The sequence below is a fragment of the Pleionea sp. CnH1-48 genome, from assembly GCF_024124665.1.
In the GTDB taxonomy this organism is placed as follows: Bacteria; Pseudomonadota; Gammaproteobacteria; order Enterobacterales; family Kangiellaceae; genus JAMXSB01.
In genome coordinates this window covers 46,898-73,547 of sequence record NZ_JAMXSB010000012.1, presented here as the reverse complement: position 1 = coordinate 73,547, position 26,650 = coordinate 46,898, and the positions used below count along the sequence as shown (strand labels likewise).

Here is a 26,650-nt window from a genome sequence, read left to right as displayed (position 1 = left end):
TCCATGTCGGCGACATTAATGCTTAAAGAAAACTATGGGATGAAACAAGCAACAAGCATCTTTGCGTTATGCTCTGCTTTGCTTTTGATCGGTAGCTATTCAACCTTGATGGATATGTTTACCATCTGGATGAATTCAGATACTTATAATCATTGTTTTTTGATTTTCCCTATTTCTGCCTACTTGATTTATTCTGAGCGAGAGTCGCTCGTTGGTATTCCTGTAGGTCTTGACCTGCGTGGTGGCTTGCTGTTTATTGCTGCTGCTTTTATCTGGTTGTGCGCTAATTTAGTCGATGTGAAACTATTTGAACAAGGTGCCCTTGTTCTAATGATACAGTCGTTGGTCATTGCATGCTTTGGTATGCAGTTATCAAGGAAGATATGGTTTCCACTATTCTTCTTGTTCTTTGCCGTGCCTTTTGGCTCAGAGCTTGTTCCTGCATTACGAGACATCACCGCTGTTTTTTCTGTAGAAATGTTAAAACTAACGGGCATTCCTGTCTTTCTGGACAGTCGTTATATTTCTATTCCAACAGGCAACTTCTTTGTTGCGGAAGCTTGTAGCGGTATCAACTATCTGATTGCTTCTTTCACTCTGGGCGTTCTTTATGCCTACTATCAATATCAATCGGTTTATCGTCGTGCTCTGTTCGTTGTTTTGTCTTTGATCGTTCCTGTTATTGCTAATGGGATTCGTGCTTACGGCATCATCATGATCGCTCACCTATCGGATCATAAATACGCAACGGGTGTTGACCATATCATCTATGGTTGGATCTGGTTTGGCGTGGTGCTCTTTCTGTTATTTGCTATTGGCCGAACCTTCGCCGAGAAGCCTAATAAGGATTCTGATGATGGGGAACAAAGCGAGACAACAAGTTTAAGTGCCGGAAAAGGCTCGTCGAGCTTTGTCATAGGTACGGTTGTTATTGGATTTTTGATCGTCGCAGCGGTGGTTCCTATTCATTCCAAAATGAATGCGCCTTTGGTTGATGTTAATTGGGAGCAGTTAAATCAAGAGGGGTGGCAACCACAGACTAGTCTGCTAAAGGGTAAGTATACTGGTGCGAGAAAAGAGATTTCGTTTGGTAAGTCGATAGAGTACAAACCTTGGGCGATTGATGTCTATCAGTATGCTGGATTGAATCAAGCCGAGATATTCTCATCGATCAATAGTGAGTTTGATAAAGAAGAGTGGCGTGAATTAGAGCGACGTTCTTCTCCTTATGGTGTCTGGACTCGAGTTCAAAATAACAGAGAGCAGACGGTGTGGCTGTTAACCGTTCAGTATTTAAGAGGCAAACAAGTCGTAGGTCGATTAAATGCTATGACGACGGATTTGTATCAACAATTAACAGCAACAGAGAATAATAGTTTTGTGGTTGTGATAGCTGTCGAAAATTCTGAATTATCACAAGTTGAAGATAAAGCGTACCGCGTTTTAAAACAATTCGAAAAAGATATTTTGTAGATATGTGTGGTTTAACCGGAATTTTAAATATAAGTGGCTACTCTACCGATAGCTGCTTACGTAATATGAATCAGAGTATTCATCACCGTGGCCCCGACGAAGATGGTTATTTTTCTGACGAGTTAGTTATGTTAGGCCATAAACGTCTTGCCATTATTGACGTTGCATCAGGCCAACAGCCAATGAAAACGGATGATGGACGTTTTGTTATTGTTTATAACGGTGAGGTGTATAACTTCAACGAGATTAAACAAGAGTTAATGCAACAAGGCGTTTCTTTTTCTACTCACTGCGATACTGAAGTCATTTTAAAGGCATTCCAGATATGGGGTACAGAGAGTATCAAAAAGCTCCGAGGAATGTTTGCTTTTGCTATTTATGATCGTGAAACCAAAAAAGTTTATTTAGTGCGAGATCGTTTGGGTATTAAGCCCATGTTTTATGGTTGGACTTCTAAGGGAGACTTCATCTTTGGTTCCGAGCTTAAAACCTTCTATGCACATCCTGATTTTGAGAAAAAGCTAAGAGTAGAAAGCCTCGAAGAATATTTGAGTCTTGGTTACATCCCTGAGCCAAACTCTATTTACCATGCTGCAAACAAACTGGAGCCCGGTCATTGGTTAGAGCTGGACTTATCGACTGGCAAGCAGCGTATCGAGCAATACTGGGACGTCACTTTTGATAATAGTTTTAAAGGCAGTGCCGAAGAGGCCGAAGAAGAATTGCTACGCCGTTTTAAAGAAGCTATTGACTTACGTTTGGTAGCTGAAGTTCCACTCGGTGCTTTCCTTTCTGGGGGCGTTGACTCGAGTGCGGTTGTCGCTACTATGTCAGAGCTGATGAATGAGCCAGTCAATACTTGCTCTATTGGTTTTGATGTAAAAGACTATGACGAAAGTGATTATGCTAATCAGGTCGCTGATCGCTATCAAACGAATCATCTATCTAAGATTATTGCAGCTGATGATTTTGAGCTGATTGATCAGCTAGTTGATCTTTATGATGAACCTTATGCTGACAGTTCTGCTCTGCCGACCTATCGAGTGTGTCAGTTGGCAAAAGAAAGAGTAACGGTAGCTTTATCCGGTGATGGTGCTGATGAAATGCTTGCCGGGTATCGACGTTATAAATTCCAGGCCGCAGAAGATAAGTTACGTGGATTTATGCCGGATGGTATGCGTCGTATGTTGTTTGGTCCATTAGCAACGGTCTATCCAAAAATGGATTGGGCACCGCGTTTTGTTCGAGCAAAAAGTACCTTTGAGTCGCTGTCGAGAGACTCGGTTGCAGGTTATTTTCAAAGCGTATCGATTGTTGGTGACTCTGTGCGAAACAAGTTATTTTCTAAAGTTTATCGCCGACAAACTCAAGATTATCATGCAATTGATGTGTTTCGTGATATCGAACGAAAAGCCAATACAGATGATCCGTTAGCATTAACTCAGTATTTAGATATCAAAAGCTATATGCTGGGGGATATTTTAACAAAGGTAGATCGCGCCAGTATGGCACACTCGTTGGAAGTTCGAGTGCCTTTTCTTGATCATAAACTGGTTGAGTGGATGGCAACTTTACCTGTTGAGCTTAAATTGCAACGAGGCATTGGTAAGTATTTGCTCAAGAAATCCATGGAGCCTAAGTTACCTAACGACCTGCTCTATCGTCAAAAAATGGGCTTTAGAATTCCATTGTCTGAGTGGTTCCGAGGACCGCTAAAAGATAAGTTACAGCAGCTCAATAGCGGTTCTATTGCAGAGACTGGCTATTTTGATAATCAATACTTAGGCTGGATGATTGATCAGCACATTTCGGCGAAAAGAGACTTCGCTGCACCGCTGTGGACATTGTTCATGTTAGAAAAATTCTTACAAAAACATAATTATCATGAATAAAAAACAACCCCTTTTATATTTGGTACATCGTCTGCCTTACCCTCCTAATAAGGGAGATAAAATTCGCTCGTTTCATTTATTGAAGCACTTAAGTAAACAATACGATATTTATCTCGCGACTTTTATTGACGATAAGAATGACTGGCAATATGTCGATATCGTGAAAGAGTACTGTCGTGATGTTTGTGTATTATCACTCAATCCTACTTTCGCAAAAGTGAGAGCTTTACCCGCTCTACTGACTGGCCAGGCATTAACAATTCCTTATTACGCTGATAGTAAAATGCGCCAGTGGGTTGATGAAACCATCGCGAAGCATAACATCACCCAGGCGGTTGCTTATTCTTCTTCGATGGCGCAGTACCTAGAAAAACACCAACAGGTGAGCCGTTATATTGACTTTGTCGATGTAGACTCTGACAAGTGGCGTCAATATGCCGAAAGCATGAAAGGTATTTCTCGTTGGGTGTATCAAAGAGAACACCGTTTTCTGGAAACCTACGAAAGAAAAATCGTTGGTGAGTTTGATTACTCCTTTTTAGTGTCAGAAAAAGAAGCCGCGTTGTTGCAAAAAATCAGTAGTGATAATGGTGCTAAAGTGGGTTATTTCAATAATGGTGTGGATCTGGAGTTTTTTGATCCTAATCGTGAGTATGATAATCCTTTGCCTGCCGATAAGGTCAATATTGTATTTACTGGCGCAATGGATTATTGGGCCAATGTTGATGCTGTAAAATGGTTCTGCGAAAAAGCCTTACCGATTATTAAACAGCGTTATGCAAACGCTCATTTTACTATTGTGGGATCAAATCCGACCAAAGATGTGCTAGCTCTGGCCAGTGATGATGTTAGTGTGACCGGAAGAGTCCCTGATGTTCGTTCTTACATCGTTCATGCTGATTTAGCGGTTGCTCCAATGCAAATTGCTCGTGGCATTCAAAATAAGGTTTTAGAAGCACTTGCCTTGAATAAAACAGTCGTTGTTACATCGGCTGCTTATGAAGGGCTTGTCGAAACCGAAGCATTGGATCAGCTTTGTTATAACGAGCCTGATGCATTTGCTCAATGTTGCCTGGAACAACTGGAAAAGAAAACCTCTGGTGATTGGCGTGAGTACGTCACTCGTTTTTATAGCTGGGATTCATGTTTATCCCGTGTCGATGAGCAGCTAGTGCCTTCGACTTAACCTTCGATTGATAATGTTAGTCAATTAACAATATTGTTGGTAAAAAGATGACTGTCAAAAAAATATTACATGTATTGGATCACTCCATTCCACTGCATAGCGGTTATACATTTCGCACACGCTCGATCTTAAAACATCAGCACGAGTTAGGGTACGAGACGATTCATATCACTGGGTCAAAACATTTTCCTTACGAAGAAAGTGAAGAAGAGGTTGAGGGCTTAAAGTTTTATCGAACCCCTAAAGGAAAACTGTCTCGAGTGCCAATTTTAAACCAGTATGATGTGGTCGCTGGATTAACTAAACGACTCGAGAAAGTTGTGAAGGCGGAGAAGCCCGATATCATTCATGCCCACTCACCCGCATTAAATGGCTTGGCGGCTGTAAAGGTAGGGCAGAAATATAATATTCCAGTGGTTTATGAGGTGCGTGCTTTCTGGGAAGACGCCGCGGTAGATCATGGCACAACCACTGAAAATAGCATGCGTTACCGAATCACTCGACACATGGAAACCTATGTTATGGAGCGAGCGAATGCGATCACTTGTATTTGTGAAGGTTTGCGCTCGGATATTATCGCCCGAGGATTCCCTGAAGAAAAAATTACAGTAATCCCTAATGCAGTAAACGTTGAGCAGTTTGAGTTCGATGGTGCAAAAGACGAAGCATTACTTGAAGAACTCAAGTTGACCAATGAGAATGTTATCGGCTTTATTGGTTCCTTTTACTCTTATGAAGGCATTGATCTGCTTGTGCGTGCTTTGCCTAAGATGGAAACACCGGCAAAGTTATTGTTAGTCGGTGGAGGCAACGAAGAACAGAAGGTTAAAGGGCTGGTTTCAGAGCTAGGCATCGAAGATAGAGTCATCTTTACCGGACGAGTTCCTCATTCAGAAGTATCTCGCTATTACGATCTGATCGATGTCTTTGTATACGCACGTAAATCCATGCGATTGACAGAGCTCGTTACCCCTTTGAAACCATTAGAAGCGATGGCCAAAGGCCGTTTAGTGGTTGCTTCAGATGTCGGTGGACATCGTGAATTGATTGATCACGGGCGTACTGGATTTCTGTTTCCTGCAGATGACGTGGCTGCTCTGGCTAAAACTATTGATGAAGTGATTAGCAAAAAAGAGCAATGGTCTGAGTTTAAAAAGCTGGGTAGAGAATACGTAGAGCATGATCGTAACTGGAAAAACTCAGTATCGCGTTATCAGCCTCTCTATGAATCGATCAGCCAATGACTTTAAAAGTTCTTACGGTCACGACATTATTTCCTAATGTTGCGCAGCCTCGACATGGTATTTTTATCGCCAATCGTTTGCATCAACTGCAACAGTATTGCGATGTTGATATCGAGGTGGTTGCGCCCATTGCCTGGTTTCCAGGTAGTCATTTGCTGCCATCTTACCAGCATCTTAAAGAGATCCCTGCCACCACTCGTTGGAAGAGCTTAACGGTTCACCACCCCAGATTCCTCTCCGCTCCGGGGCGAGCTTTTGGCTTTAAACCACATTTCATTGCGCAGGCCTATGCAAAAGCAGCCAGCAATCAATACGACATTATCGATGCACACTATGCTTACCCTGATGGAGCGGCAACTGCACTGTTAGCAAACAAATTAAACCTGCCTTATGTGCTCAGTGTTCGTGGCTCGGATATCAATGTATTACCGGATCAACATCCTGATAATAAAAAGAAAATTAAAACAGCATTAGGCGAGGCGAGTGCTGTTATCGGTGTCAGTCGACCATTAACAGAGAACGTAAAGCAACTGCAACCAGCAGTTAAGAAAGTCGTTACGTTAGAAAATGGTGTCGATAATCAATTGTTTCGATTGCAGCAACCTGAGTTAACTGAAGACAAATTATTGCTTTCTGTTGGCAACTTAATTGATTTAAAAGGGCATCACTTAATTGTTGAGGCCATGCCAGAGTTAACCGACTATCGTCTAGTTATTATTGGCTCAGGATCTAAACAACATGAACTGGAACAAAGAATCCAGGAGCTGGGGCTGGAGTCTCGCGTGACTATTGTGAATAACATCGCTCAAGAAGCTTTAGTGGAATGGTACAATCGTGCGAAATTTACTTTGCTTTGTTCCAGTCATGAAGGTTGTCCCAATGTTGTATTAGAGTCCATGGCTTCGGGTACTCCCGTATTGGCAACACGAGTGGGAGCTTGTGAAGATCTCATCGACGAGAATGTCACTGGACTTTTTGTAGAGCAACGTTCTGCTGAGGGTATTGCCGATGCCGTTCGCAGAGCAGAGCAACAGGGTTTTAATAAAGGGCAGGTTCATCAAATTGCACAAAAATTTGATTGGGAGTCTGTGTGCAAAAAACAATTTGAATTATATCAATCGGTAGTGCAATAGACTGAGGTTAAATAACAAAGGTGAGAGATTTAATACTGCTAGGGTTTATCGTCGTAGGGGCTGCTATGGCATTTCGCCGGCCTATTTATGGCGTGCTCACCTGGGCCTGTCTTAACTTTATGAGTCCTCATCGTTTAAGTTGGGGTTTCTTAAGCAGTTTGCCTGTTGTGGTGGGTGTTTCTGCAATCTCTTTGCTGACCATGTTTATTTCCAAAGATAAAAGCAAGTTCTATTGGAATAACCTATCCATCTTAATGCTCCTCTTTACCTTACATTTTTCGATAACCACTATATTTGCTTGGAATCCCGACGGAGCATTTGCTGAGTGGGATCGTTTTGTAAAGAGTATGGTTTTTATCGTTGTGGTTATCATTTTGGTTAACACTCGAGAAAAGATCGTCATGATGGTGGCCGCCATTGCGATTTCTTTTGGTTTTTATGGTGTTAAAGGAGGGATCTTCGCTGTACTGACCGCAGGTAATCACCGGGTTTGGGGACCCGTCGGTACCTTTATCGAAGACAACAATCACTTGGGACTGGCATTGCTAATGACGGTGCCCCTTATGGTATTTCTTCGTTCTACCCTTACGGTTACATGGCAGCGGCATGCGGTGTTAGGAGCGACAGCGATTACTGTCGTTGCTGTTCTTATGACCTATTCTCGTGGCGCAATGCTCGCTACTGTAGCGATGGGTTTTATTGCACTTATGCGCTCTAAGCAAAGAATTAAAGGCATAGTAGCGATTGCCATTATAGGCTCACTGGCGCTGCCACTTGTTCCGCAACAGTGGTTTGATCGTATGAATACGCTAAAAGCAGCCGATGAAGATGAGTCTGCAATGGGGCGGGTCAACTCTTGGTACTATGCTTTCCATTTAGCTAATGACTATCCATTAACTGGAGGGGGGGCTCGAGTATTTACTCCTTACCTTTTCGCCACCACCAGTTATGCTCCTGAGCCTGATCGATACCATGATGCTCATAGTATTTATTTTGAGATCCTGGGTGAACAAGGATGGGTCGGATTAGCGATATTTTTATCTATTTTTATTGGAGGGGGGTTAAAAGCGCAAAAATTGCGTAAACTCGCCTTGAAGCAAGGTAACAAAGATATGTCGGTTCTCAGCGACTGTCTTTGGTATAGCTTATTTGCCTACGGTACGGCGGGAACTTTCCTTGGATTAGGATATTTTGATTATCCGTATACCATCATCGCATTGTTAATCGTGGTTGAACGGCATTTAAAAGAAGAGCAGGCAGCAAAAGAAAAGCCGAAACTCAAGAGCATGATGTAATGATGAGTCGCGAAAAACTAATTCACAGCCTGGCGGTCTTTGTTGTCATTGCTATGACTAACTGGAAGATTGTTGATCGCTTACAGCAGTTGGATTCCTGGTTTGCATGGAGTGCCTATCTCTTTTTGTTTGTTCTGTCTTATGGCTCGTTATGGCTTATTACAGCGCAAAAAAAGAGTACGACCAAAACTCTGCTTTTTTTAGTTCTGATAGTCAGTGGATTCTTTGGTTTTAGCCACGAAGTTATCAGCGAGCAATTTTTATCCATGCATTTTATTGAAACTTCCATGCAAGAAAATGCACATGGTTTTTCAGTACTGCAAACCTATGGAGCTGAAGTTATTTATTCCTGGGTCATTATTATTGTTGGTATGGTCCTCTTATATTTAACCGGAGAATCAATCCATACGCTTCCACACTGGGCGCGTTCCAACAAAATAGCGTGGCTCGCTCTGATTGTTCCGGTGATTTTGCAGTCGGGGCTTTTGTATGCACGAGGCGGTAAGGGCCTCTCGGGCCAGCCTTATCAAATCAGCTCGCTGTCTTATGTTTCCTTTTATGCTTTTTATCAAATGATTTTTGACGATAAGCTAGAGCGACAAACTTTAACGGATAAACCTATTGCACAACCATTAGTAGAAGATGTTATTTTGGTGGTTGGTGAGAGCGTTCGAGGTGATTGGCTCGATATCAATAAAGACAAAGGTGTTGCGACAAATATTAAACCTTTAACGCCCTATTTGAGTAATTTTGGTGTAGCGGCTTCAGCAACCAATTGCAGCGCAAGCACGAATTTGATTTTACGAACGGCAACGGGGGTTGATGCACCTGTTGTGGCGTCTAAGATCAATCCATTTTTGTGGGAGTATGCAAAAGCGAATGGGTTTAAGACCGTCTACATTGATGCTCAGATGGACTCGCTTAATTTTCAAAATTATATGCAGGAAAGCGAAGTGGCTTTTATTGATATGTGGCTACAATTTCCTGATTTAAAAGAGTTCGAAAAAGATGCTGCAGCAGGCGCAAAGATTGCATCGTTAATGAATAACGGTGTTCGAGAGTTTATCTTTGTACAAAAAATGGGAGCGCATTTTCCGTATTCTAACAAGTATCCTCACGACGAAGATGAGCGTGAGCATGAAGAAACTTTTGTTACGGCAACTAAAGAAAAACTCAAAGGTACTCGTTGGCAGCAAGAATATTTAAAAGCTGTAGGTTGGAGTGTTTCGCAGTTCTTCAAACCCTTGTTGGACGTTGATTTTTCGAGTACATTTTTAATCTATACTTCTGATCACGGCCAGTCTCTACAGTTGACTGATCGCATGAAGTCTACGCACTGCAATGAAGGACGGGTTAGCCCAGATGAAGGCAAAGTACCTTTGTTTATTGTAACCGGACAGCAGCACTGGTTGCAGCTGGCGCAAAAGAATGTGCCAGCGGCCATGAATCAGATGTCTCATTATCAGGTCGGTGAAACCATTAAACAGGTCTTGGGATTTGAATCAAAAGCACCGAGCTTGTTTGAACCTCCACAAAACAAGCCTCGGTTTATTTCTAATTTTAATGTGCGCTATGGCGAAAAAGTGATTTGGAACGATATTAACCAATGAGTTCCAGCGTCATGTTTAGATAGCGCTCTATCATGACGTTTTGATCGAAATGTTGTTGGCAGAATGTTCGGTTGGCTGCTCCCAAACGTTGGCGTAGATCGGCATCACTAAGTATTTCTTCAAGACTGATTTTCAAAGCTTCGCTATCATTGCCATTAACAAACTGGCGGTTTTCTTCGGCCACCAAATTTTTAACATCGCCAACATCAACAGCAGCGACTGGCAAACTGGCGCCAGCTGCTTCAAGGACGCTATAGGGCATTTGCTCTGTATCAGAAGACAAAGCAAAAACATCCAAATGACAGATAAAGTCTGCTGGGTTTTTGATGTTACCTACCAGATGAATACGAGATTGAGCTGAGGATTGTTGAACATAATCCGAAACGCTATCCAACTCTGGGCCATCACCTGCAATATAGAGTTCAATATCGTGGTGTTTTGACAGCCACTCAAATGCATCAATCAATCGAGGAATGTTTTTTTCTTTGCGGATACGCGCCAGGGTTCCTATTCGCAATGCAGAACTTCTGGAAAACAGTGAACGGTAACGCTGTCGCTCTGGGTTATCCAAATGTTTAAGATCCACACCGTTTGGAATAAAGTGCAATTTACGGGATGGCACCTGCCAATAATCTGTCGCGATTTTTGCCAAAGTTTGTGATGGCACAATCACAGAGTCAGCGCCCTTAAGAGCAATTTTTCGGAACCACACTCGTCGAGGAATTTGTTGATTTTGTTCCTCAGGACCAAAACCATCCTCTATGTGTATATGAGGGATCGATAGTCCCCAGCGCGCCAGAGCCCATTCGATGGCTCCCCAGTTATAGGTGACTAACAAGGCGGGCTTATGTTGTTGCAAAAATTGACGCAAGGTTTTTAAACGATGAACCAATCCACCTGTTGGTGCGGGATTATTTTCAACCTCAAATGACAGCTTGTCATTTAAGAGACTGGTGCAGTTGGTGGCTCCATCCATTGCAATAATATGATGGTGAAACTGATCCTCCCAGGCATTCGCCAATTGCGCAAAGCGAACTTGAGGACCACCAATATTGAAAGTCGAAAATACATGCAAAATGGAGGGACGCCCCTCCATTGTTTGTGTCTGACTCATGATGATTATTCTGGACGATAGCAGTGAATGCCACGCTCAATAAAGGCTTGGCGATTCGACTCTGGCTGCCAGTCAAGATCAGACTTTTCTGCATGGCAGTCGAAAGGTGTGACCATGCCACGAGACTTGAAGTCACGCATTGAAGGAGAAGGAACATTGCGGCCAGCGGCTTTCTTTACCAACCATTTGAACCATTCTACACCGTAAAGGCTCGAAACTGCCTGTGAATGGAAATGCAATGGACGACCTAATACTCGGCCCAGCTCTTCTATATATTCACGAGCATTAAGTTGCACGTCGCCAACTAGATTGTAAGATTTGCCCGTAACGCCTTTTTTGATGGCTTGTACGATGGCTGATGCCACATCGTCGACCAACACAAAAGGCAGAGGATTGTTGCCTTGGTTCCAACCAATACAATGTTGAGTATTGTTGAACAGACCAATACCAGAATGGAAAGGAATACCACCTTCACCAACCACTACACCTGGACGCATCAGTACAATCGGTAACTCCTGAGTACGGTGCATATCCAATAGCATCAGATCGGCTTCGGCTTTTGCTCGAGCGTACTCACCACGTTCTTCTTTTTGTGGATCCGGTAAGGTTGTCGCAGTAATTGCTGGGCTTTTGTCACCCAAGTACAACCCTGCAATAGAACCGAGATGAATCAATTGTTTGATGTTATTTTTCAAACACGCTTGAGCGATGCGCTCGGCGCCACCTACCATGGCATTACGTATCGCTTCCCAGCTGCCAGAAGCACCACCATGAGCAAGATTAACAACGTAAGTTGAGCGGGCTATTGCGGCTTCTACATCTTCACTGTTAGTTATGTTGCCTTTGATTAACGAGACGCCGTCTTGATAGAAGCAATCGTCGAGCTGGTTCATATTTCGCGCCATCACACCAACGCTATAGCCTGCTGCTAAAAGCTGCGTCATGGTATGACGACCAATAAATCCTGTGCCACCTAATAGTAAGACGTCGAAGTTGTCGTCGGTTTTGATTTCTCGTTCTTTAATATCGGCTTTTACATCAAAGACTTCGGATGAGATGTCTTCACAAAGCTTAACCAGATGGCCACCAAAGTTTGCGTCAGTCATCGGTGCCGTGTTGCGAGACAGTTGCTCATAAAAATCGGCAACGCTGTGTCTGATACCTTGATAAAAAGAATCCGAACGTTCCTTTAAGCCAGACAAAGCCATCGCGTAGTTCGATATATCCCGTGTGCCTTGCCACAAAGCGCGGGCGCTTTTCTTTACGCCATCAAGCCAGAAGTCCATCGCATCCAAGTAGCGTGTTTTTCCTGATTCTGACAGCTGACCGTTAACTAAGTCGGCTTCAATAACACCATCTTCACAAACGGCTCTAACACGCCAAACTTGATATTCGACACCAACTTCAAAGTGAAACTGAGCTTGTGCTTTATCGGCAAATAAGGTGGCGCTCATTTTAGGATAAAAAGGTTGTCCGTTAGGTAAGGTAACGGTATCACCACGCAAAGCCTTAAATTCTTTGATTTCGCCCACTAAGGCCTGAATTTGAGAGAGAGGATGAACGGCCTGTTCTAACAGGATGTTACCTGGCTCGGCAAACATCCAATGACTGAATTGGCGCGCCTGAAGCTGTCTCAATGGTGCCATAAATACACAATCTACATGTTTTAGTTGGCCATATTTGCCAGATGCCAGCTTGTCACGTAGTTGCTTAAAGACTGGGAACCAGATGGCGTTATGGTTAACACCCAAAATGCGATCTTTATCTTTTGCTAGCTCTGCTAAAGCGTAAGCTTCGGACGAATCAATAGTAACAGGCTTTTCTACTAGTACCTGCATTCCTGCGTTAAGCAATTGTTTGACAACGGGTTCATGCAGTGGAGGTGGTAGTAATACGTGACAGACGTCTGCTACATTGGCCTCGATCATTGCCTCAATAGATGTAAATACATGCTGAGCCGAAAACTTGCTGGCAAGGTTTTTGGCAGCCGATTCATTGATGTCAACAATCGCTGACAGCTCGGTAGAGGCTATTTTGTTGATGGCTTCGGCGTGTACTTCAGAAATGAAGCCTGCACCAATAAGACAGACACGATATTTCGACATAACTTGGGGTTCCCTGTAAGGAGAGGCAATCCATTCATATATAGGCTTATTGAACGCCAGATCACCTGCTAAATTGAGGCACTAACATTATTAGCGCGAAGTATATGCAATTGCCTCAAAGCAGGCAAGATCATCTGAGTTTGGAGATACAACAAAAAGGTGAAAAGATCCCCTATCTCTTGATACAATGCCGCTCTTTGGCGCAATTTTCTGGTTTTGAGGGTGTCTTTGTATGGCTAGTACCGCTTTAGTTGAAACGATAATTCAGTTGGTGGTCGAAATATTATCGCTCGATGACAAGGTGGAATTAAACGAAGATACGCTGCTGTTAGGCAGTATTCCTGAGTTCGACTCTATGTCCATTGTTTCGGTAATTTCGGCAATAGAGGAGACCTGGCAAATAGCCATCCCTGACGATGAATTATCGGCAGAAGTCTTTGAATCTATTGGTAGTTTGGCAAATTTTGTAGAGCAGTTAAAAACATCCGCATGATAGTTCACTAATCCAAGCAGTATGTCCAGGGAGGGTCAATGCAATACATCATCACTTTTACACTTATCATCCTAGCCTTTGCACGTCCTGCCGAGGCAAGTCAGTCCTTCCCTGATATCTTAAAAGCGATTAAGCCATCGATTGTTGCTATCGGTAACTATAAAAAAACCCGTTCACCCGCACGGTTACTGCTAGGTACCGGGTTTGTCGTTGCTGATGGCAATCATGTTGTGACTAATGCACACGTGATTGATTCAGCTCGTAGTGTTCCAGATGCGTTATTGAGTGTGTTTATTGGTCGCGAGCGAAATCTAAAAATATACAGTGCCAAGGTGGTGGCCTATGACCGAGAGCATGATTTGGCAATCGTGCGTTTTGACGGGCCGGCTCAGCCAATACTCGAAATTGGTGATTCTTCGCGCGTTCAGGAGGGAGAAATCTACGCTTTCAGTGGTTTCCCTATCGGTCAGATATTAGGGCAGTATCCTGTGACTCATCGTGGGATGATTGCTGCGATTACGCCTAATATCATCCCAATGGACAATGCCAAGCAATTAAATAGCGCCGATCTAAAGAAATTAAGAGAACCATTTGTTATCTTTCAACTAGACGCAACAGCTTACCCTGGCAACAGTGGCAGTCCGCTGTTCGATATGAAGAATGGTCGGGTGATTGGTGTGATGAATAAGGTATATGTGAAGACCGCAAAAGAGAAGGTGCTCAGCGATCCTTCCGGTATCTCTTACGCCATTCCCTCCAAGTATCTGCTTTCTATGTTGCAACAAGCTGGAATTAAAACAAAAAATCAGCGAGAAATGCGTTAATGCATCAAGTAGCACAAACGGGTTATCTATTATCCGTTGCGGTATCACTTCTATTTTTAGTTCTACTCCTCTCTGCCTGGCGCGGGCGCTTGTCAGGGGTGTTGTTATGGTTGGCTGTCTTCGCACAAATGATTTGGAGTTCCATGGCACTGCTGTGGCATGCGACCGAAGCGCCTTTCTGGTTAGTCAGCTACGCGATTACGGATCCACTCCGCTACCTGGCCTGGTTGGCATTACTGTTTAGCTTACTCAAACCCTTGCAGCAAAATCAGCACGTATTGGTGGGGTGGCTACAGCATCGGGCCTTTTGGTTCGCGCTCCCGGTATTTTTGATTATTACCGTCTTTATTAAAGAACTCGCTATCTGGTGGAAGGTACTGACCGGGGTTAATCTGCACTATGTGGTTATGTTGGCCTTATCGGTCTTTTGTTTGATTCTGACCGAGCAACTGTATCGGTACACACGTAAAGAGCAGCGCTGGGCGATTAAGTTTTTGTGCCTGGGCCTGGGACTGGTCTTTGTTTATGACTTTTATTTGTATTCCGATGCCATGTTATTTAATCAGATCCGCGCCGACATTGAAGCGGCACGGGGCTATATGGCTCTTATCTATTGGCCACTGATTGCCGTAGCGGTTGCACGAAACCCACGCTGGTCTGTGGATCTGTTTGTATCCCGAGCATTAGCCGTTCGTTCGTTGGTTGTGTTGATGGCGGGAATCTATCTGGTTTTAATCTCATTAGCTGGGTACTACTTAAAAAGCACCAATTCAGAGTGGAGCGAGGCCCTGCTGCTGGTTTTTGTTTTTGCTGCGGCTATTTTCTTTATTTTGTTGGTGGTTTCGGGAGGATTCCGTGCCCGAATCAAACTATTAGTCGGCAAACACTTTTTTGCTTCTCAATACGACTATCGTGAAGAATGGCTAGAATTTAGCCGTCGCCTGTCTCAGGCCGATCAAAACGAAGCGCAGCAGTTTTTCCCCCAGATCCTCAAAGCCATTGCCGAGTTGGTAGACAGTCCGGGGGCTATGCTGTGGATCCGCCAACCAAACAACCGCTTCCAGTATCAGGCTCACTGGTGCATGCATCCTCCAGCGCAAGATGTAGATTTGGGGCCATTAGTTGGCTTTTTAGAAGGAAGTGGCTGGATCATTGATATTTCGGAGTACAAAAACAAAGCCGATGTTTATGAATCTTTGACTTTGCCAGAGTGGCTATTACAAATGCCACTGTGTTGGGCGATTGTGCCTCTTAAACTGGGTGATGAGCTGGTAGGAGTGGTCGTGTTGGCGACACCAAGAGCCAGCCGTCCGATTAATTGGGAAGATCGAGATTTGTTAAAAACTGCCGGACAGCAGTTAGCCGGTTACGTTAAGCTTTATTCTACAACAGTTGCTTTGGTCGATGCCCGACAGTTTGAAGCATTCAATCGATTGTCAGCCTTTGTTGTTCACGACCTTAAAAACGTGTGTGCTCAGTTGTCACTGGTGACAACTAACGCACAAAAACATCGAGCCAACCCTGCATTTATTGACGATGCTTTTGGCACTGTCGAAAATGCAGTGCAAAAAATGCAACGAATGCTGGCTCATTTACGTAAAGATCGAGTCGATGCGATAACTACCGAAAGCATATTGGTGGCACCTGTTTTGGTTAATGTTTTGGATACTCGTAAAGTGCAGCTTCCGCACCCTCAAATCGTCGATTTTGACGAAAAGTTGAAAGTGCGAGCAGATAGTGAGAAGCTGGCTTCTGTACTAAATCATTTGATTCAGAACGCTCAAGAAGCAACCAATGACGATGGCGAGATAGAAATTAGAGTGACAGAAGAAAGCCATGATGTTTTAATCTCTATTAAAGATACTGGCTGTGGAATGAGCGAAGAGTTCATCAAAAATCGTCTCTTTAAGCCCTTTGATACCACGAAGGGGAATGCCGGCATGGGAATTGGTGTGTATCAAAGCAGAGAAACCATAGAAGGGTTTGGTGGCGCGCTGACAGTCAGCAGCAAAACCGGACAGGGGAGTCAGTTTATGGTGCGACTCACCAAAGCTGATCAAGAAACAACTAACAATAACAATACGGAATAAGGATTTGTCCGTGGAATCAACTGACAAACACATTTTGATCGTCGAAGATGATCCTGGGCTGCAAAGCCAGCTCAAATGGTGCTTCGATGATTTTGAAGTATTGGTCGCAGAAAATCGAAAAAATGCGATCTCTCATTTGCGCCGTTATGAGCCCGCCGTGGTTACGCTGGATTTAGGATTGCCTCCTGATCCTGCCAATGCCAGCGAAGGACTCGCTGCCCTACAAGAAATCTTAACATTAGCACCTCACACCAAAGTCATTGTTGTTACCGGAAATGATGATCGTGACAATGCATTGAAAGCCATTGCTCTGGGTGCCTATGATTTTTATCAAAAGCCTGTTGATCCAGAAATTCTCAATCTTATTGTAAAGCGTGCTTATGCGTTGGCTGAGTTGGAGCGTGAAAACCGAGTATTGAGCAAGCAGGTCAATGAATCACCTCTTGATGGTGTGATTGCCAATAGTCCTGCCATGATCCAGGTTTGCCGAATGGTTGAGCGTGTGGCACCTGCGGACGTCACAACCCTTTTACTTGGAGAAAGTGGTACGGGTAAAGAAGTGCTTGCAAAAGCGGTTCATGAATTAGGGCAGCGTTCAAAAAATAAACTGATTGCTATCAACTGTGCGGCTATCCCAGAGAACCTACTAGAAAGTGAACTTTTTGGTTACGAGAAAGGTGCTTTTACGGGAGCGGCTAAGCAGACCAAAGGAAAGATCGAGTATGCTCACAAAGGTACTTTATTCCTTGACGAAATTGGCGATCTGCCAATGGCGCTTCAAGCCAAATTATTACGATTTCTCCAAGAGCGTACGATAGAGCGAGTTGGTGGCCGAGAAGAAATTCCGGTGGACGTTCGTGTTATTTGTGCGACTCATCGCTCGTTACCTGAGATGGTCAAAGACGGTAGCTTCCGAGAAGATCTTTATTATCGGTTGAGCGAAATCACCATTGATATTCCTCCCCTCGCAGAGCGGGGCAGTGATGTTATTCTGTTAGCCAAAGCCTTTTTGTCTCGATTTAATAAAGAGCTTAAACGCAATATTAAAGGGTTTTCGACAGACGCGATTGAGGCGATGGAAAATTATCGCTGGCCGGGTAATGTGCGCGAACTTGAAAACAAAGTTAAGCGCTCCGTCATTATGGCAGACGATAGCCAAGTGACAGCAATGGATCTACAGCTCAATTTTACTGAGTCAGAAGATGTCATGCCTTTAAACTTACGTCAGGTGAGAGAAAAGGCAGAGACAGAAGCTATACTAAGAGCGATTACCATCAGTGACGGTAACATCTCCAAAGCAGCTGAAATGTTGGGGCTGACTCGACCGACGTTGTATTCACTTATGTCTAAATACCATATTGATCATCACTAACTATAAATAGGACGCGGCCATGAAGCGGAAGCAGTTAAACCTACTCGTTGCGACACTCTTGTCATCAGCCTTGACGGTACAGACTTCGTTTGCCAATGAGGCTCTAAAAAAAGCAGAAGACTTTTTAGCATCCAATGATCTAAAAGCAGCGGTTATCGAATTAAAAAATGCCATTCAGGAAGAACCCAAAAATGGTCACGCAAGATTTTTGTTAGGTGAAACCTACTTGCGGATGAACCAATGGGGAGCCGCAGAAAAAGAGCTGTTAAAAGCAGCAGAAAATGGTGTAGATAAATTAAAGTGGTTGCGTCCCTTGAGTCAGGTTTTTCATGCTCAAGGTAAAGTGAATGAAATAAAAGACTATATCAAAGCTGAAGATAAAGATTCACCAAAAGTTAAAGCCGAAGTGTTGGCCATTTTGGGTGCTGTTGACGATTTTAATCGTGATTTAGACAGCGCTGGTAAAAAGTTTTCTGAGGCTTTGAAACTCGACCCAGAAAACACTCAAGCCTATATCGGATTGGCAAGTTTGGCTTTCAGACAAAATAAGCTTGATGATGGTTTGATCCAGGTAGACAAAGCTCTGGCTCTTCAGTCTGATAATCAAGATGCTTTGCTACTTAAAGCACAGTTAAAAGCGGCAGGTAATAAAGTTGATGAAGCCATTGCCGTAATGCAATCAGCGATTGATGCTCATCCAAACTTTATCAAAGGACGCTTTTTGCGCGCTAACTTAAACTTGGCGCAAAAAGGCCTCGACGCGGCTAAAGTGGATGTTGATTATCTAAAACAAATATTACCCAATCATTTTCTTGTCGATGTTATTGAAGGCAAGTATTACCTGGTTAAAGAAGAGTTTGATAAGTCTAAAGAGATCTTAACGGCCGCATTAACAAAAACATCCAAGCCTCATCCTGAGCTGGAAAAAATGCTCGGTTTGATCGAAGTGTACGATAAAAACTGGCAGAAAGCAGAGTTCCATCTGAGCGCTGCAAAGCGTTTGAATCCCGGTGATTACAATATTTCTATTTTGTTGGCGAACCTTTATCGTACCAAGCTGAATAAGCCTGCTGAGGCGATAAAGCTTTATGAAATGTTAGCGAAGGTTATGCCTGGCTCACAGGATATTATTGTAAAGCTTGCTGATTCCTATAGCCGCAATGGCGAAACTGATAAAGCAACCGCTGTGCTAGAAAAGCAATTGAGCCAGTCAAATGATGACAGTGGTAAGTTGCAAACCATGCTGGCACAAACACGATTGACCACTGGTGATGTTGGTAAGGCTATCGAAATACTAGAGTCATCATCAGAGAAGGGTGAAGCATCTTTACAAAATGCCTGGTTGGGGATGTCTTACATCCGCGCAAAGAATTATGGTAAAGCCGAACAACTGCTTAACGAAGTTGTTGCAAAAAATCCTGATCAGGCATTGTTTAAAAATATTTTAGGTATTGCTTATCTGTCACAGCAGAAATACACCGATGGCCTCAAGCAGTTTGAAGCTTCGGTAAAGCTCAATCCTACCTATAAAGCCGCTCAGCTTAATATTGTGCGTACTTATATGACGCAAAAACAATATGATAAAGCGATTGCCTATCTCCATAAGGTTGATGATGTATTTGAGAAGAAAGACGCTCAAATATCTTATGGCCTGTTCCAGGCATATCTCACCAAAAAAGATATCGATACTGCTTCAACCTGGTTAGATACAACGCTAAAAAGAGATCCTGGCTTTGAAGCGGCGGTTATAGCGACTATCGACAAGCACTTGAGTAAGAATGACTTGTCTCAGGCAGTTGCTTTAGCGAACGAGTTTGTTGTTAACAAACCCGAGAGTGCAGAAGCTTTCTTCCAGTTGGGTCGAGTTTACCTGGCTTATCGAGATAATAGTGAGTTGAGTAAAGCCATTGAGGCTTTGCAAAAAGCAGCAAACTTAGGACCTAAAAACTTAAAGTATACGCGTATTTTAGCGAGTGCCTTCTTGCGCGAAGGTAACCGTTCTCGAGCACTAGATGCCTATGAGCGATTCTTGGTTCAGTCACCAGATAATGTTTTTGCTACAACCGCAAAGGTTCGACTATTAATTGCGGATAAAAAGTTTAATAAAGCGAACCGAGTTGTTGACAGTTTGTTACAAAAAGCGCCAACCAAAGCTATCGGTCTGGAGTTAAGTGGTGATGTATTATTGGCGCAGCAGAAAAAAGGTGAAGCCAAAGCAAAGTATCAAGCTTCTTTTAAAACGCAGCCGACGGCTCGTGTTGCTCAAAAATTGCATCGTGCTTATGTCGATTCTGCCGAAGTTAAGCAGGCCGAGTTGGTTCTTGATGAGTGGTTAAAGAGCAAGCCTGATGATATCAGTTCTCGCTTTATGCTTGCTGATTTTTATCAGCGTGAGAAAAAAGCGTCAAAAGCCATGAACCATTATCAAAAAATATTGGAGATACAACCGAAAAACGTATTTGCCATGAATAATCTGGCCTGGATGTACATGGAAGCAGGCGATAACAAAGCCGTTGCTTTAGCCGATAAAATTGCCGAAATGGGGCCAAAACGAGCTGATATTTTGGACACTGTTGGTTGGATATACGTCAAGTTTAAGCAACCTAAAAAAGGCCTTAAGTTATTAGAACAGGCTGTTGCTCTGGATGGCAACTTACGCGAAGTTCGCTATCATGCCGCAGTAGCGCATTTTGACTTGGGGCAAAAAAGCAAAGCCAAGTCGCTAATTGAAGAGCTTGTGAAGTCTGGAAAGCCCTTTATGGGGCAAGATGAAGCTAAAAAGCTACTGAAAAAACTATAGTACTACTAATTATTTGATGTTCTTTGTTATTACAGAGCTGTAGCAGAAAACTATCATTGATAATTTTTTGCTACGGCAAGGAACTGTAATAACTTTTTGGGGGATATGTTCCTCTTTTGTTTCCATTACTTTAAAGGGATGAGTCAGTTATGAAAAAGCAGCATAAGTTTATCGTTGCTTCAACTTTATCTATCGCACTTGGATTATCTGGGTGTAGCGATCAAGAACTTAGTATTGATGAGTTGAAAAGTAAGGCCGCAGAAGCCACAGCTGCAAAAGATTATAAAAGTGCAGTTATCTTTTATCGAAACCTCATTACCAAAGAAAATCTTGCCGAGTATCGTCTGCAACTTGCTGCCATTTATATGGACACATTTAACTATGCCGCCGCAGAAAAAGAATTAGAAAAGGCACGCGAGTTAAATGCTGCTGCAGCTCAATGGTTAGTTCCATTGTTAAAGAGTTGGTATGTTCAGAATGATACCGTAAAAATTCTTGCTAACTTTAAAGATTCAGACTTTAAATACGATGATCTAAAAGGTGACTTATCAGCTTTTAAAGCATTAGTTTATTTTAAGCGCAGAGAACTAGAAAAGGCAGCTCAGCAAATCACTGAATCATCGTCATTGTACGGAGATGGTCAAGTTTTGAAAATGGCTTTGGCGCAACAGCTGTTTTTGGATGGGAAAGCCGATGATGCCCTGACACTGTTAAACAAAATTGATAACCAATATCTTGATAGCGAAAAACGATTGCTTAAAGCGAGAATATTGAGCAACCAAAATAAACTTCGCGATGCTGAGAAAGAACTTGCAGCAGCTCATGAGCGCTATGTTTTTGATCCTCGCATTTTGGTTCGTCACACCAACATCTTGCTGGTGTTAAAAGATAATGAAGCCATCGAGAAAAACATCAAGGCATTGCAGCAACGCTTTCCTGGTAGTTTGCAAACCGTGTTGATGGATGCAAAATGGAAGTTTATTAATAATCAAAATGTTGAAGCCAGAGATTTGTTGCAAAAAGCGTTGGCGATCTCTCCTGAGCATCCTGAAGCGAACATGTTTATGGGCTTGGTTAGCGGTCGTTTAGAGCAATGGGACAAAGCGGCCAGCTACCTTGGCGAAACTCTAACGCGCTTCCCCGGTCACAAGAAAACAATTGAAGCTTTGGCTCAGGTTTATATGTTCGGCCTGAAGCAACCAGAAAAAGCCGTGCCAGTACTGGAGACTTACGCGCATCGCTTTAGCAATGACTTTACTTATCAATCGCATTTAATCGATGCGTTGATGGCCACGGCTCAGTATGACAAAGCCCTGAAATTGATTAATAGCCTACTTGAAAAGCGTCCTGATCTTAAGGCATTACAAGCCAGTAAAGCACTGGCTGTATTTCAATTAGGTGATCGTCAAAAAGCGGTTGATGCATTAAAAGGGATCTCGGGTTCAGGACTGGCATCTAATTTATTGTTGGTTAAGCTATACCTTCAGGATAATAAATTTGTAGAGGCCGATAAGCTGCTCAGAGAGTTAAAAGAAGGGAACCCAGATCATCCAATGGTGCTGGAGCTGGAAGCTAAATACGCACTGTCTGTCGGAAAAGAAGATAAAGCCTATCAATTGTTGGATCAAATTGTTACTCGCTTGCCAAAAACAAAAACGGCCTGGCAATTAATGGCAAAGATTCAGGTTGATGCCAAGAACCTGGAAGGTATTGATGATCTCATTAATCGTATGAGTCAAACATTCGAGAATGATACCGATGTATTGATGCTCAAATTAGAAAGTGCGCGTTTACGCAAAGATACTGCACAAGTTGGAGAGTTGCTGAATGCGATATGGGAAAAAGACAAAACTAAAGTGGCCGTGGGCCGTCGTTTGGTGAATAGCTATCTGGTGAGTGATCCTTATAAAGCAGAATCTGTTGCCAGAGAGATGCTAAAAAGTAACCCTAATAGTGCTGATGCCTTGTTCAATTTGGGTAAAGTAATGCTGCGGTTGCGCAACCTTGAGGAAGCTGTGCAGTACTTTATTCGGGCTAAAAATCTGGAAACCAATAATCCTGCACACTATCTGGCCTTGATTGAAACCTATTTGGCAAAAGATGAACCCAGTCGTGCTGATGACCTGTTTAATGAGGCTTTAATTAAGTTTGCCGATAACTCTATGGTTAAAAGCGCTTATGCAAAAGCATTGGCCCGTAAAGGAAAGTTTGACGAAGCTTACATTGTTGCGGCGACCTTGCCTGAGAAAAACTTATCGTTGCCTTTGATGGCGAATATTGCCTTATCAAGCAAAGATTTTGAGAAAGCGCTGGATTATGCTTCGCAGGCTCGTAAGTTAGGTGACTCAAAAGAGCTGGCTGTACTTACTAGCCGAATACTAAATGCCGATGGCCAGGCGCAAAAGGCGATAAAAAATCTAGAAGGCTGGATCACGAGCAACGAAGAAAATAGCGATATTAGTTTTCAGCTATCGAACTTGAGGCTTGAGCATAAGCAGCATAAAGAAGCGCTAAAAGGGTATCTGGAATTATTAAAGCAGCACCCTGAGAATATGGTATTGCTTAATAACATCACCTGGCTTTATGTTGAGTTAAAAGACCCAGAAGCACAAAAGTACGCGCAAAAGCTACGTGTGCTTAACCCTCAACCTCCTGTATTTATTGACACTATTGCTTGGTCTGAAATTTTATTTGGCGATCCAGCAAAAGGTGTGAGTGAGCTGGAGCAATTGTTTGCTCGTAAGATTTATTTTCCGGAAGCCAGCTACCACATGGCTATCGGTTACCTAAAGATCGGAAAGAGTGATCAGGCAAAAACCATTCTGGAAACGCTTAGCCGCAATAAAGGAAACACTCAAATTGCGCGTATGGCAAAAGATAAGTTAGCTGAATTATCTGGATAAGCACCCAAGTTACCCAGCCATGATAGCTGGGTAACTTTCTTTCACAGGCTATTGGATAAATTTTTGACAGGGGTTGTTAACGGTGATTATAAGGGAGCTCTCACTTTAAATTTAAAGCACATCGCCTTTGTGAGATAGCTATCGATTATGACCTATCTGTTGCTCAAATCTTTTCTTTTGATTTATTCACTGTATAAGAGGCCTACCTTTAATTGAGAGTGAATATTATTTTCTATCGTAAAAACAATAAGTTATGCTAAGCTACGAGAGCAAGCTACGAGAGCAAGCTATGAGCCGAGAGATAGTAAAGTAAGTCGTATTGGGAAATGAGTTAATTTAATGTCGATTAATTTTACAGGCATAGATTGAATTATGAACAGAGAAATAAAAAAGTCTTTAGAATCAATGGGTTGAATTGTTGGCACAGGCATTGCTTTATACTTGACTAACTAGACAACTGAGATGTTACGGTAAATATCGTAAACAGGGACAAACCAGGAGAAGCTCGGAAATGAAGAAATTAACGAAATTATTTATTGGAATGACTTTGGGTGCATTGTCTGCTATCCCAGCTAGCGCAACTCCAGTTTTTGGCGGTGGCTTGCAGGCTGGTTTAGATGCGGCTTCTCAGGACGGAACTTTCAGCCAGGACGTAAATGCTGATCAGTATAACCCTGACGAAATCTGGACACTGGACGCCGTTAGCTCTGGTAACGCAGTAATGATGTTTGAGTTTGCTGGTTTTGCTAACTCTAACACCATGGGTATCTACCAGATTGGTAACACTGGCGTAACGCTAGAATTATTCTCTGGTGCAGCTTCTCAAGGTTGGCATACAACTCTGTCTCAGACAGGTAACGTGTTCACTGCAACTTATTTCGATGAGAACGATGTTTTCATGGGACAAAGTTCAGCAGCATTAAACGCTAGTAACTTTGGTTTCTACCTAACCGCTGGCCAAAATACTTTCTACTCTCAAGCAGACTTGAACAGCGATGCAGCTGCTGACGGTACAACTGACCACTTGGTGACTTACCAAGGTGATAACTCTGAAATGATGGACCCAGACGGTGACGGCTTCTACGGTCAGTTCACTGACAACAACTTCATCTTGGCATGGGAAGATTTGGCATTAAACGCTTCTGACCGTGACTACTCAGACATGGTTGTTATGGTTGAGTCTTTCATTCCTGTTCCAGAGCCAGGCACTTTAGGTGTACTAGGTTTAGGTTTATTAGGTTTTGGTTTGGCACGTCGTAAGCGCGCTTAATCATTAAACTGAAAAGACGTATAAAAAAGCCTCTCGATTGAGAGGCTTTTTTGTTTTTTATTCATGAGCATTTTGGGAACTATGAAATCGATCAATATATCGGTATTAAAAATTGAGTAGCATATAAACAGGCGATGTCCACAAATTTTACATTGCTTATTGTTATAAAAACGGAATTCTTTAAAACATAATACAAATCATGGACTTATAAAATTGGCACGTCTTTTGCTTTCATGGATGGGAAAATTTTATTTTCAAATGAATTGACCTTCACTGGTCACAAGGAACTCAATCAGGAGAAGTACTTAAAATGAACAACTTAGCAAAATTATTTGTTGGAATGACGTTGGGTGCATTGTCTGCAATCCCAGCTAGCGCAACCCCTGTTTTAGGCAGCGGTCTGCAAAACGGTTTGAACGGTGCTGCTCAAGACGGTACTTTCAGCCAGGACGTAAATGCTGATCAGTATAACCCTGATGAAATCTGGACATTGGACGCTGTTAGTTCTGGTAACGCTGTAATGATGTTTGAGTTTGCTGGTTTTGCAAACGCTAACACTATGGGTATCTACCAGATTGGTAACACTGGCGTAACTCTAGAGTTATTCTCTGGTGCTGCTTCTCAAGGTTGGCACACTACTCTGTCTCAGACAGGTAACGTGTTCACTGCGACTTACTTCGACTCTAACGATGTTTACATGGGTCAAGCTTCAGCAACTTTGAACTCAAGCAACTTCGGTTTCTACCTGACTTCTGCTCAGAACAACACGTTCTACTCTCAGGCAGACTTGAACAGCGACGCAGCTGCTGACGGTACAACTGATCACCTGGTAACTTTCCAGGGCGACAACACTGAAATGATGGACCCAGACGGTGACGGCTTCTACGGTCAGTTCACTGACAACAACTTCATCTTGGCATGGGAAGATTTGGCATTAAACAACTCTGACCGTGACTACTCAGATATGGTTGTTATGGTTGAGTCTTTCATTCCTGTTCCAGAGCCAGGCACTTTAGGTGTTTTAGGTTTAGGTTTGATCGGTTTTGGTTTGGCACGTCGTAAGCGCGCTTAATCATTAAACTGAAAAGACACATAAAAAAGCCTCTCGATTGAGAGGCTTTTTTTTGTCTGGCGTTTAAGCTTCCATTGTTTTCAAGCCATCTTCAGTGGCCAAAATAAGCGTGTCGGCACTTCTCGCCGCGAATAAACCGTTAGTTACAACACCAACAATTTGATTTATCTTTTGTTCAAGCGCGATAGGCTCAATGATTTCCATGTTATGAACGTCGAGAATAATATTACCGTTATCTGTCTTAAAGCCTTCTCGATAGACAGGGTCGCCCCCCAATTTGACTAACTCTCTGGCAACATGGCTTCTGGCCATGGGTATGACTTCTACCGGCAGTGGGAAGTCTCCCAACTGTCTAACCAGTTTTGATTCATCGGCAATACAAACAAACTTATCTGCAACAGCAGTGATGATTTTCTCTCGAGTTAAAGCACCGCCACCGCCTTTAATAAGCTGTAACAAGTGGTTAGACTCGTCCGCACCATCAACATAGACAGGGATGCGATCGATACTGTTTAAGTCGAACACCGGAATTCCATGACTTTTAAGTCGCTCTGTTGACGCTTCTGAGCTGGATACTGCACCTTCAATAAGGTGCTTTTTGGCAGCTAAAGCATCAATAAAATAATTGACGGTTGAGCCTGTGCCTACACCTACTATTTCTTCTTCTACGATATATTTGACGGCTTCTTCGGCAGCCAATTTCTTTAATTCATCTTGTGTCATAGTGATTTCTCAATGATCCTGCTGGCAGTCATTCTATCAGACAAAAAAGAG

Annotated in this window: 18 protein-coding genes; 15 read left to right on the top strand and 3 right to left on the bottom strand. The window is 42.9% G+C overall.

Features of this window, described 5'->3' with window-relative positions:
- The first annotated feature begins 3 nt into the window (after positions 1-3).
- The 7 genes from xrtA to NH399_RS18360 are packed head-to-tail and all read left to right on the top strand — an operon-like array spanning position 4 to position 9,833.
- Positions 4-1,473, top strand: coding sequence for an exosortase A (gene xrtA, locus NH399_RS18390; protein ID WP_253042649.1), 1,470 nt, complete (start codon positions 4-6; stop codon positions 1,471-1,473).
- Between the two features lie 2 nt (positions 1,474-1,475).
- On the top strand, positions 1,476-3,365 hold the full coding sequence (locus NH399_RS18385; RefSeq protein WP_253042648.1) for an XrtA/PEP-CTERM system amidotransferase: 1,890 nt from the start codon (positions 1,476-1,478) through the stop codon (positions 3,363-3,365).
- Complete coding sequence (locus NH399_RS18380; protein ID WP_253042647.1) at positions 3,358-4,551, top strand: TIGR03087 family PEP-CTERM/XrtA system glycosyltransferase; 1,194 nt, start codon at positions 3,358-3,360, stop codon at positions 4,549-4,551. Before NH399_RS18385 ends, NH399_RS18380 begins: the two co-directional genes overlap by 8 nt.
- Positions 4,552-4,598: 47 nt before the next feature.
- A complete protein-coding gene (locus NH399_RS18375; protein WP_253042646.1) occupies positions 4,599-5,795 on the top strand; it encodes a TIGR04063 family PEP-CTERM/XrtA system glycosyltransferase in 1,197 nt (398 codons plus the stop codon).
- On the top strand, positions 5,792-6,928 hold the full coding sequence (locus tag NH399_RS18370; protein ID WP_253042645.1) for a glycosyltransferase: 1,137 nt from the start codon (positions 5,792-5,794) through the stop codon (positions 6,926-6,928). The genes NH399_RS18375 and NH399_RS18370 overlap by 4 nt, the downstream gene beginning before the upstream one ends.
- Positions 6,929-6,948: 20 nt before the next feature.
- Positions 6,949-8,223, top strand: a complete 1,275-nt coding sequence (locus NH399_RS18365) for a putative O-glycosylation ligase, exosortase A system-associated (RefSeq protein WP_371876097.1) — start codon at positions 6,949-6,951, stop codon at positions 8,221-8,223.
- A complete protein-coding gene (locus NH399_RS18360) occupies positions 8,223-9,833 on the top strand; it encodes a sulfatase-like hydrolase/transferase (RefSeq protein ID WP_253042643.1) in 1,611 nt (536 codons plus the stop codon). Before NH399_RS18365 ends, NH399_RS18360 begins: the two co-directional genes overlap by 1 nt.
- On the opposite strand, the gene NH399_RS18355 is transcribed toward NH399_RS18360, so the two are convergent.
- Together NH399_RS18355 and NH399_RS18350 are read right to left on the bottom strand one after the other, a co-directional pair.
- Complete coding sequence (locus tag NH399_RS18355) at positions 9,823-10,947, bottom strand: glycosyltransferase family 4 protein (RefSeq protein WP_253042642.1); 1,125 nt, start codon at positions 10,945-10,947, stop codon at positions 9,823-9,825. The genes NH399_RS18360 and NH399_RS18355 overlap by 11 nt on opposite strands.
- Positions 10,948-10,952: 5 nt before the next feature.
- The gene (locus tag NH399_RS18350; protein WP_253042641.1) at positions 10,953-13,052 is read right to left on the bottom strand and encodes an NAD-dependent epimerase/dehydratase family protein; all 2,100 of its coding nucleotides are present in this window, start codon (positions 13,050-13,052) and stop codon (positions 10,953-10,955) included.
- Positions 13,053-13,284: 232 nt separating this feature from the next.
- Here NH399_RS18350 and NH399_RS18345 point away from each other — a divergent pair, with 232 nt between their 5' ends.
- The 8 genes from NH399_RS18345 to NH399_RS18310 all read left to right on the top strand — a co-directional run bounded on the left by NH399_RS18345 (position 13,285) and on the right by NH399_RS18310 (position 25,876).
- A complete protein-coding gene (locus tag NH399_RS18345; protein WP_253042640.1) occupies positions 13,285-13,545 on the top strand; it encodes an acyl carrier protein in 261 nt (86 codons plus the stop codon).
- A gap of 38 nt (positions 13,546-13,583) precedes the next feature.
- On the top strand, positions 13,584-14,369 hold the full coding sequence (locus NH399_RS18340; RefSeq protein ID WP_253042639.1) for a serine protease: 786 nt from the start codon (positions 13,584-13,586) through the stop codon (positions 14,367-14,369).
- Positions 14,369-16,459, top strand: a complete 2,091-nt coding sequence (prsK, locus tag NH399_RS18335; RefSeq protein WP_253042638.1) for an XrtA/PEP-CTERM system histidine kinase PrsK — start codon at positions 14,369-14,371, stop codon at positions 16,457-16,459. Before NH399_RS18340 ends, prsK begins: the two co-directional genes overlap by 1 nt.
- Before the next feature lie 10 nt (positions 16,460-16,469).
- Complete coding sequence (prsR, locus tag NH399_RS18330; protein WP_253042637.1) at positions 16,470-17,831, top strand: PEP-CTERM-box response regulator transcription factor; 1,362 nt, start codon at positions 16,470-16,472, stop codon at positions 17,829-17,831.
- A 19-nt stretch (positions 17,832-17,850) separates the two neighbouring features.
- Entirely contained in the window at positions 17,851-20,631 is a 2,781-nt protein-coding gene (gene prsT, locus NH399_RS18325; protein WP_253042636.1) for an XrtA/PEP-CTERM system TPR-repeat protein PrsT, read from the top strand.
- 149 nt (positions 20,632-20,780) lie between these two features.
- Complete coding sequence (prsT, locus tag NH399_RS18320; RefSeq protein ID WP_253042635.1) at positions 20,781-23,534, top strand: XrtA/PEP-CTERM system TPR-repeat protein PrsT; 2,754 nt, start codon at positions 20,781-20,783, stop codon at positions 23,532-23,534.
- A 511-nt stretch (positions 23,535-24,045) separates the two neighbouring features.
- Positions 24,046-24,804, top strand: coding sequence for a PEP-CTERM sorting domain-containing protein (locus tag NH399_RS18315; protein WP_253042634.1), 759 nt, complete (start codon positions 24,046-24,048; stop codon positions 24,802-24,804).
- Positions 24,805-25,114: 310 nt separating this feature from the next.
- Positions 25,115-25,876, top strand: a complete 762-nt coding sequence (locus NH399_RS18310; RefSeq protein WP_253042633.1) for a PEP-CTERM sorting domain-containing protein — start codon at positions 25,115-25,117, stop codon at positions 25,874-25,876.
- A 63-nt stretch (positions 25,877-25,939) separates the two neighbouring features.
- Here the strand turns inward: NH399_RS18310 and rpiA are convergent, their stop codons facing one another.
- Complete coding sequence (rpiA, locus tag NH399_RS18305; protein WP_253042632.1) at positions 25,940-26,599, bottom strand: ribose-5-phosphate isomerase RpiA; 660 nt, start codon at positions 26,597-26,599, stop codon at positions 25,940-25,942.
- Positions 26,600-26,650: the final 51 nt, after the last annotated feature.

Bases quoted from the DNA above. Each gene is read 5' to 3' on its own strand.
- xrtA (WP_253042649.1), top strand. From the start codon at position 4: ATGTCGGCGACATTAATGCTTAAAGAAAACTATGGGATGAAACAAGCA.
- NH399_RS18385 (WP_253042648.1), top strand. From the start codon at position 1,476: ATGTGTGGTTTAACCGGAATTTTAAATATAAGTGGCTACTCTACCGAT.
- NH399_RS18380 (WP_253042647.1), top strand. From the start codon at position 3,358: ATGAATAAAAAACAACCCCTTTTATATTTGGTACATCGTCTGCCTTAC.
- NH399_RS18375 (WP_253042646.1), top strand. From the start codon at position 4,599: ATGACTGTCAAAAAAATATTACATGTATTGGATCACTCCATTCCACTG.
- NH399_RS18370 (WP_253042645.1), top strand. From the start codon at position 5,792: ATGACTTTAAAAGTTCTTACGGTCACGACATTATTTCCTAATGTTGCG.
- NH399_RS18360 (WP_253042643.1), top strand. From the start codon at position 8,223: ATGATGAGTCGCGAAAAACTAATTCACAGCCTGGCGGTCTTTGTTGTC.
- NH399_RS18355 (WP_253042642.1), bottom strand. From the start codon at position 10,947: ATGAGTCAGACACAAACAATGGAGGGGCGTCCCTCCATTTTGCATGTA.
- NH399_RS18350 (WP_253042641.1), bottom strand. From the start codon at position 13,052: ATGTCGAAATATCGTGTCTGTCTTATTGGTGCAGGCTTCATTTCTGAA.
- NH399_RS18345 (WP_253042640.1), top strand. From the start codon at position 13,285: ATGGCTAGTACCGCTTTAGTTGAAACGATAATTCAGTTGGTGGTCGAA.
- NH399_RS18340 (WP_253042639.1), top strand. From the start codon at position 13,584: ATGCAATACATCATCACTTTTACACTTATCATCCTAGCCTTTGCACGT.
- prsK (WP_253042638.1), top strand. From the start codon at position 14,369: ATGCATCAAGTAGCACAAACGGGTTATCTATTATCCGTTGCGGTATCA.
- prsT (WP_253042636.1), top strand. From the start codon at position 17,851: ATGAAGCGGAAGCAGTTAAACCTACTCGTTGCGACACTCTTGTCATCA.
- prsT (WP_253042635.1), top strand. From the start codon at position 20,781: ATGAAAAAGCAGCATAAGTTTATCGTTGCTTCAACTTTATCTATCGCA.
- NH399_RS18315 (WP_253042634.1), top strand. From the start codon at position 24,046: ATGAAGAAATTAACGAAATTATTTATTGGAATGACTTTGGGTGCATTG.
- NH399_RS18310 (WP_253042633.1), top strand. From the start codon at position 25,115: ATGAACAACTTAGCAAAATTATTTGTTGGAATGACGTTGGGTGCATTG.
- rpiA (WP_253042632.1), bottom strand. From the start codon at position 26,599: ATGACACAAGATGAATTAAAGAAATTGGCTGCCGAAGAAGCCGTCAAA.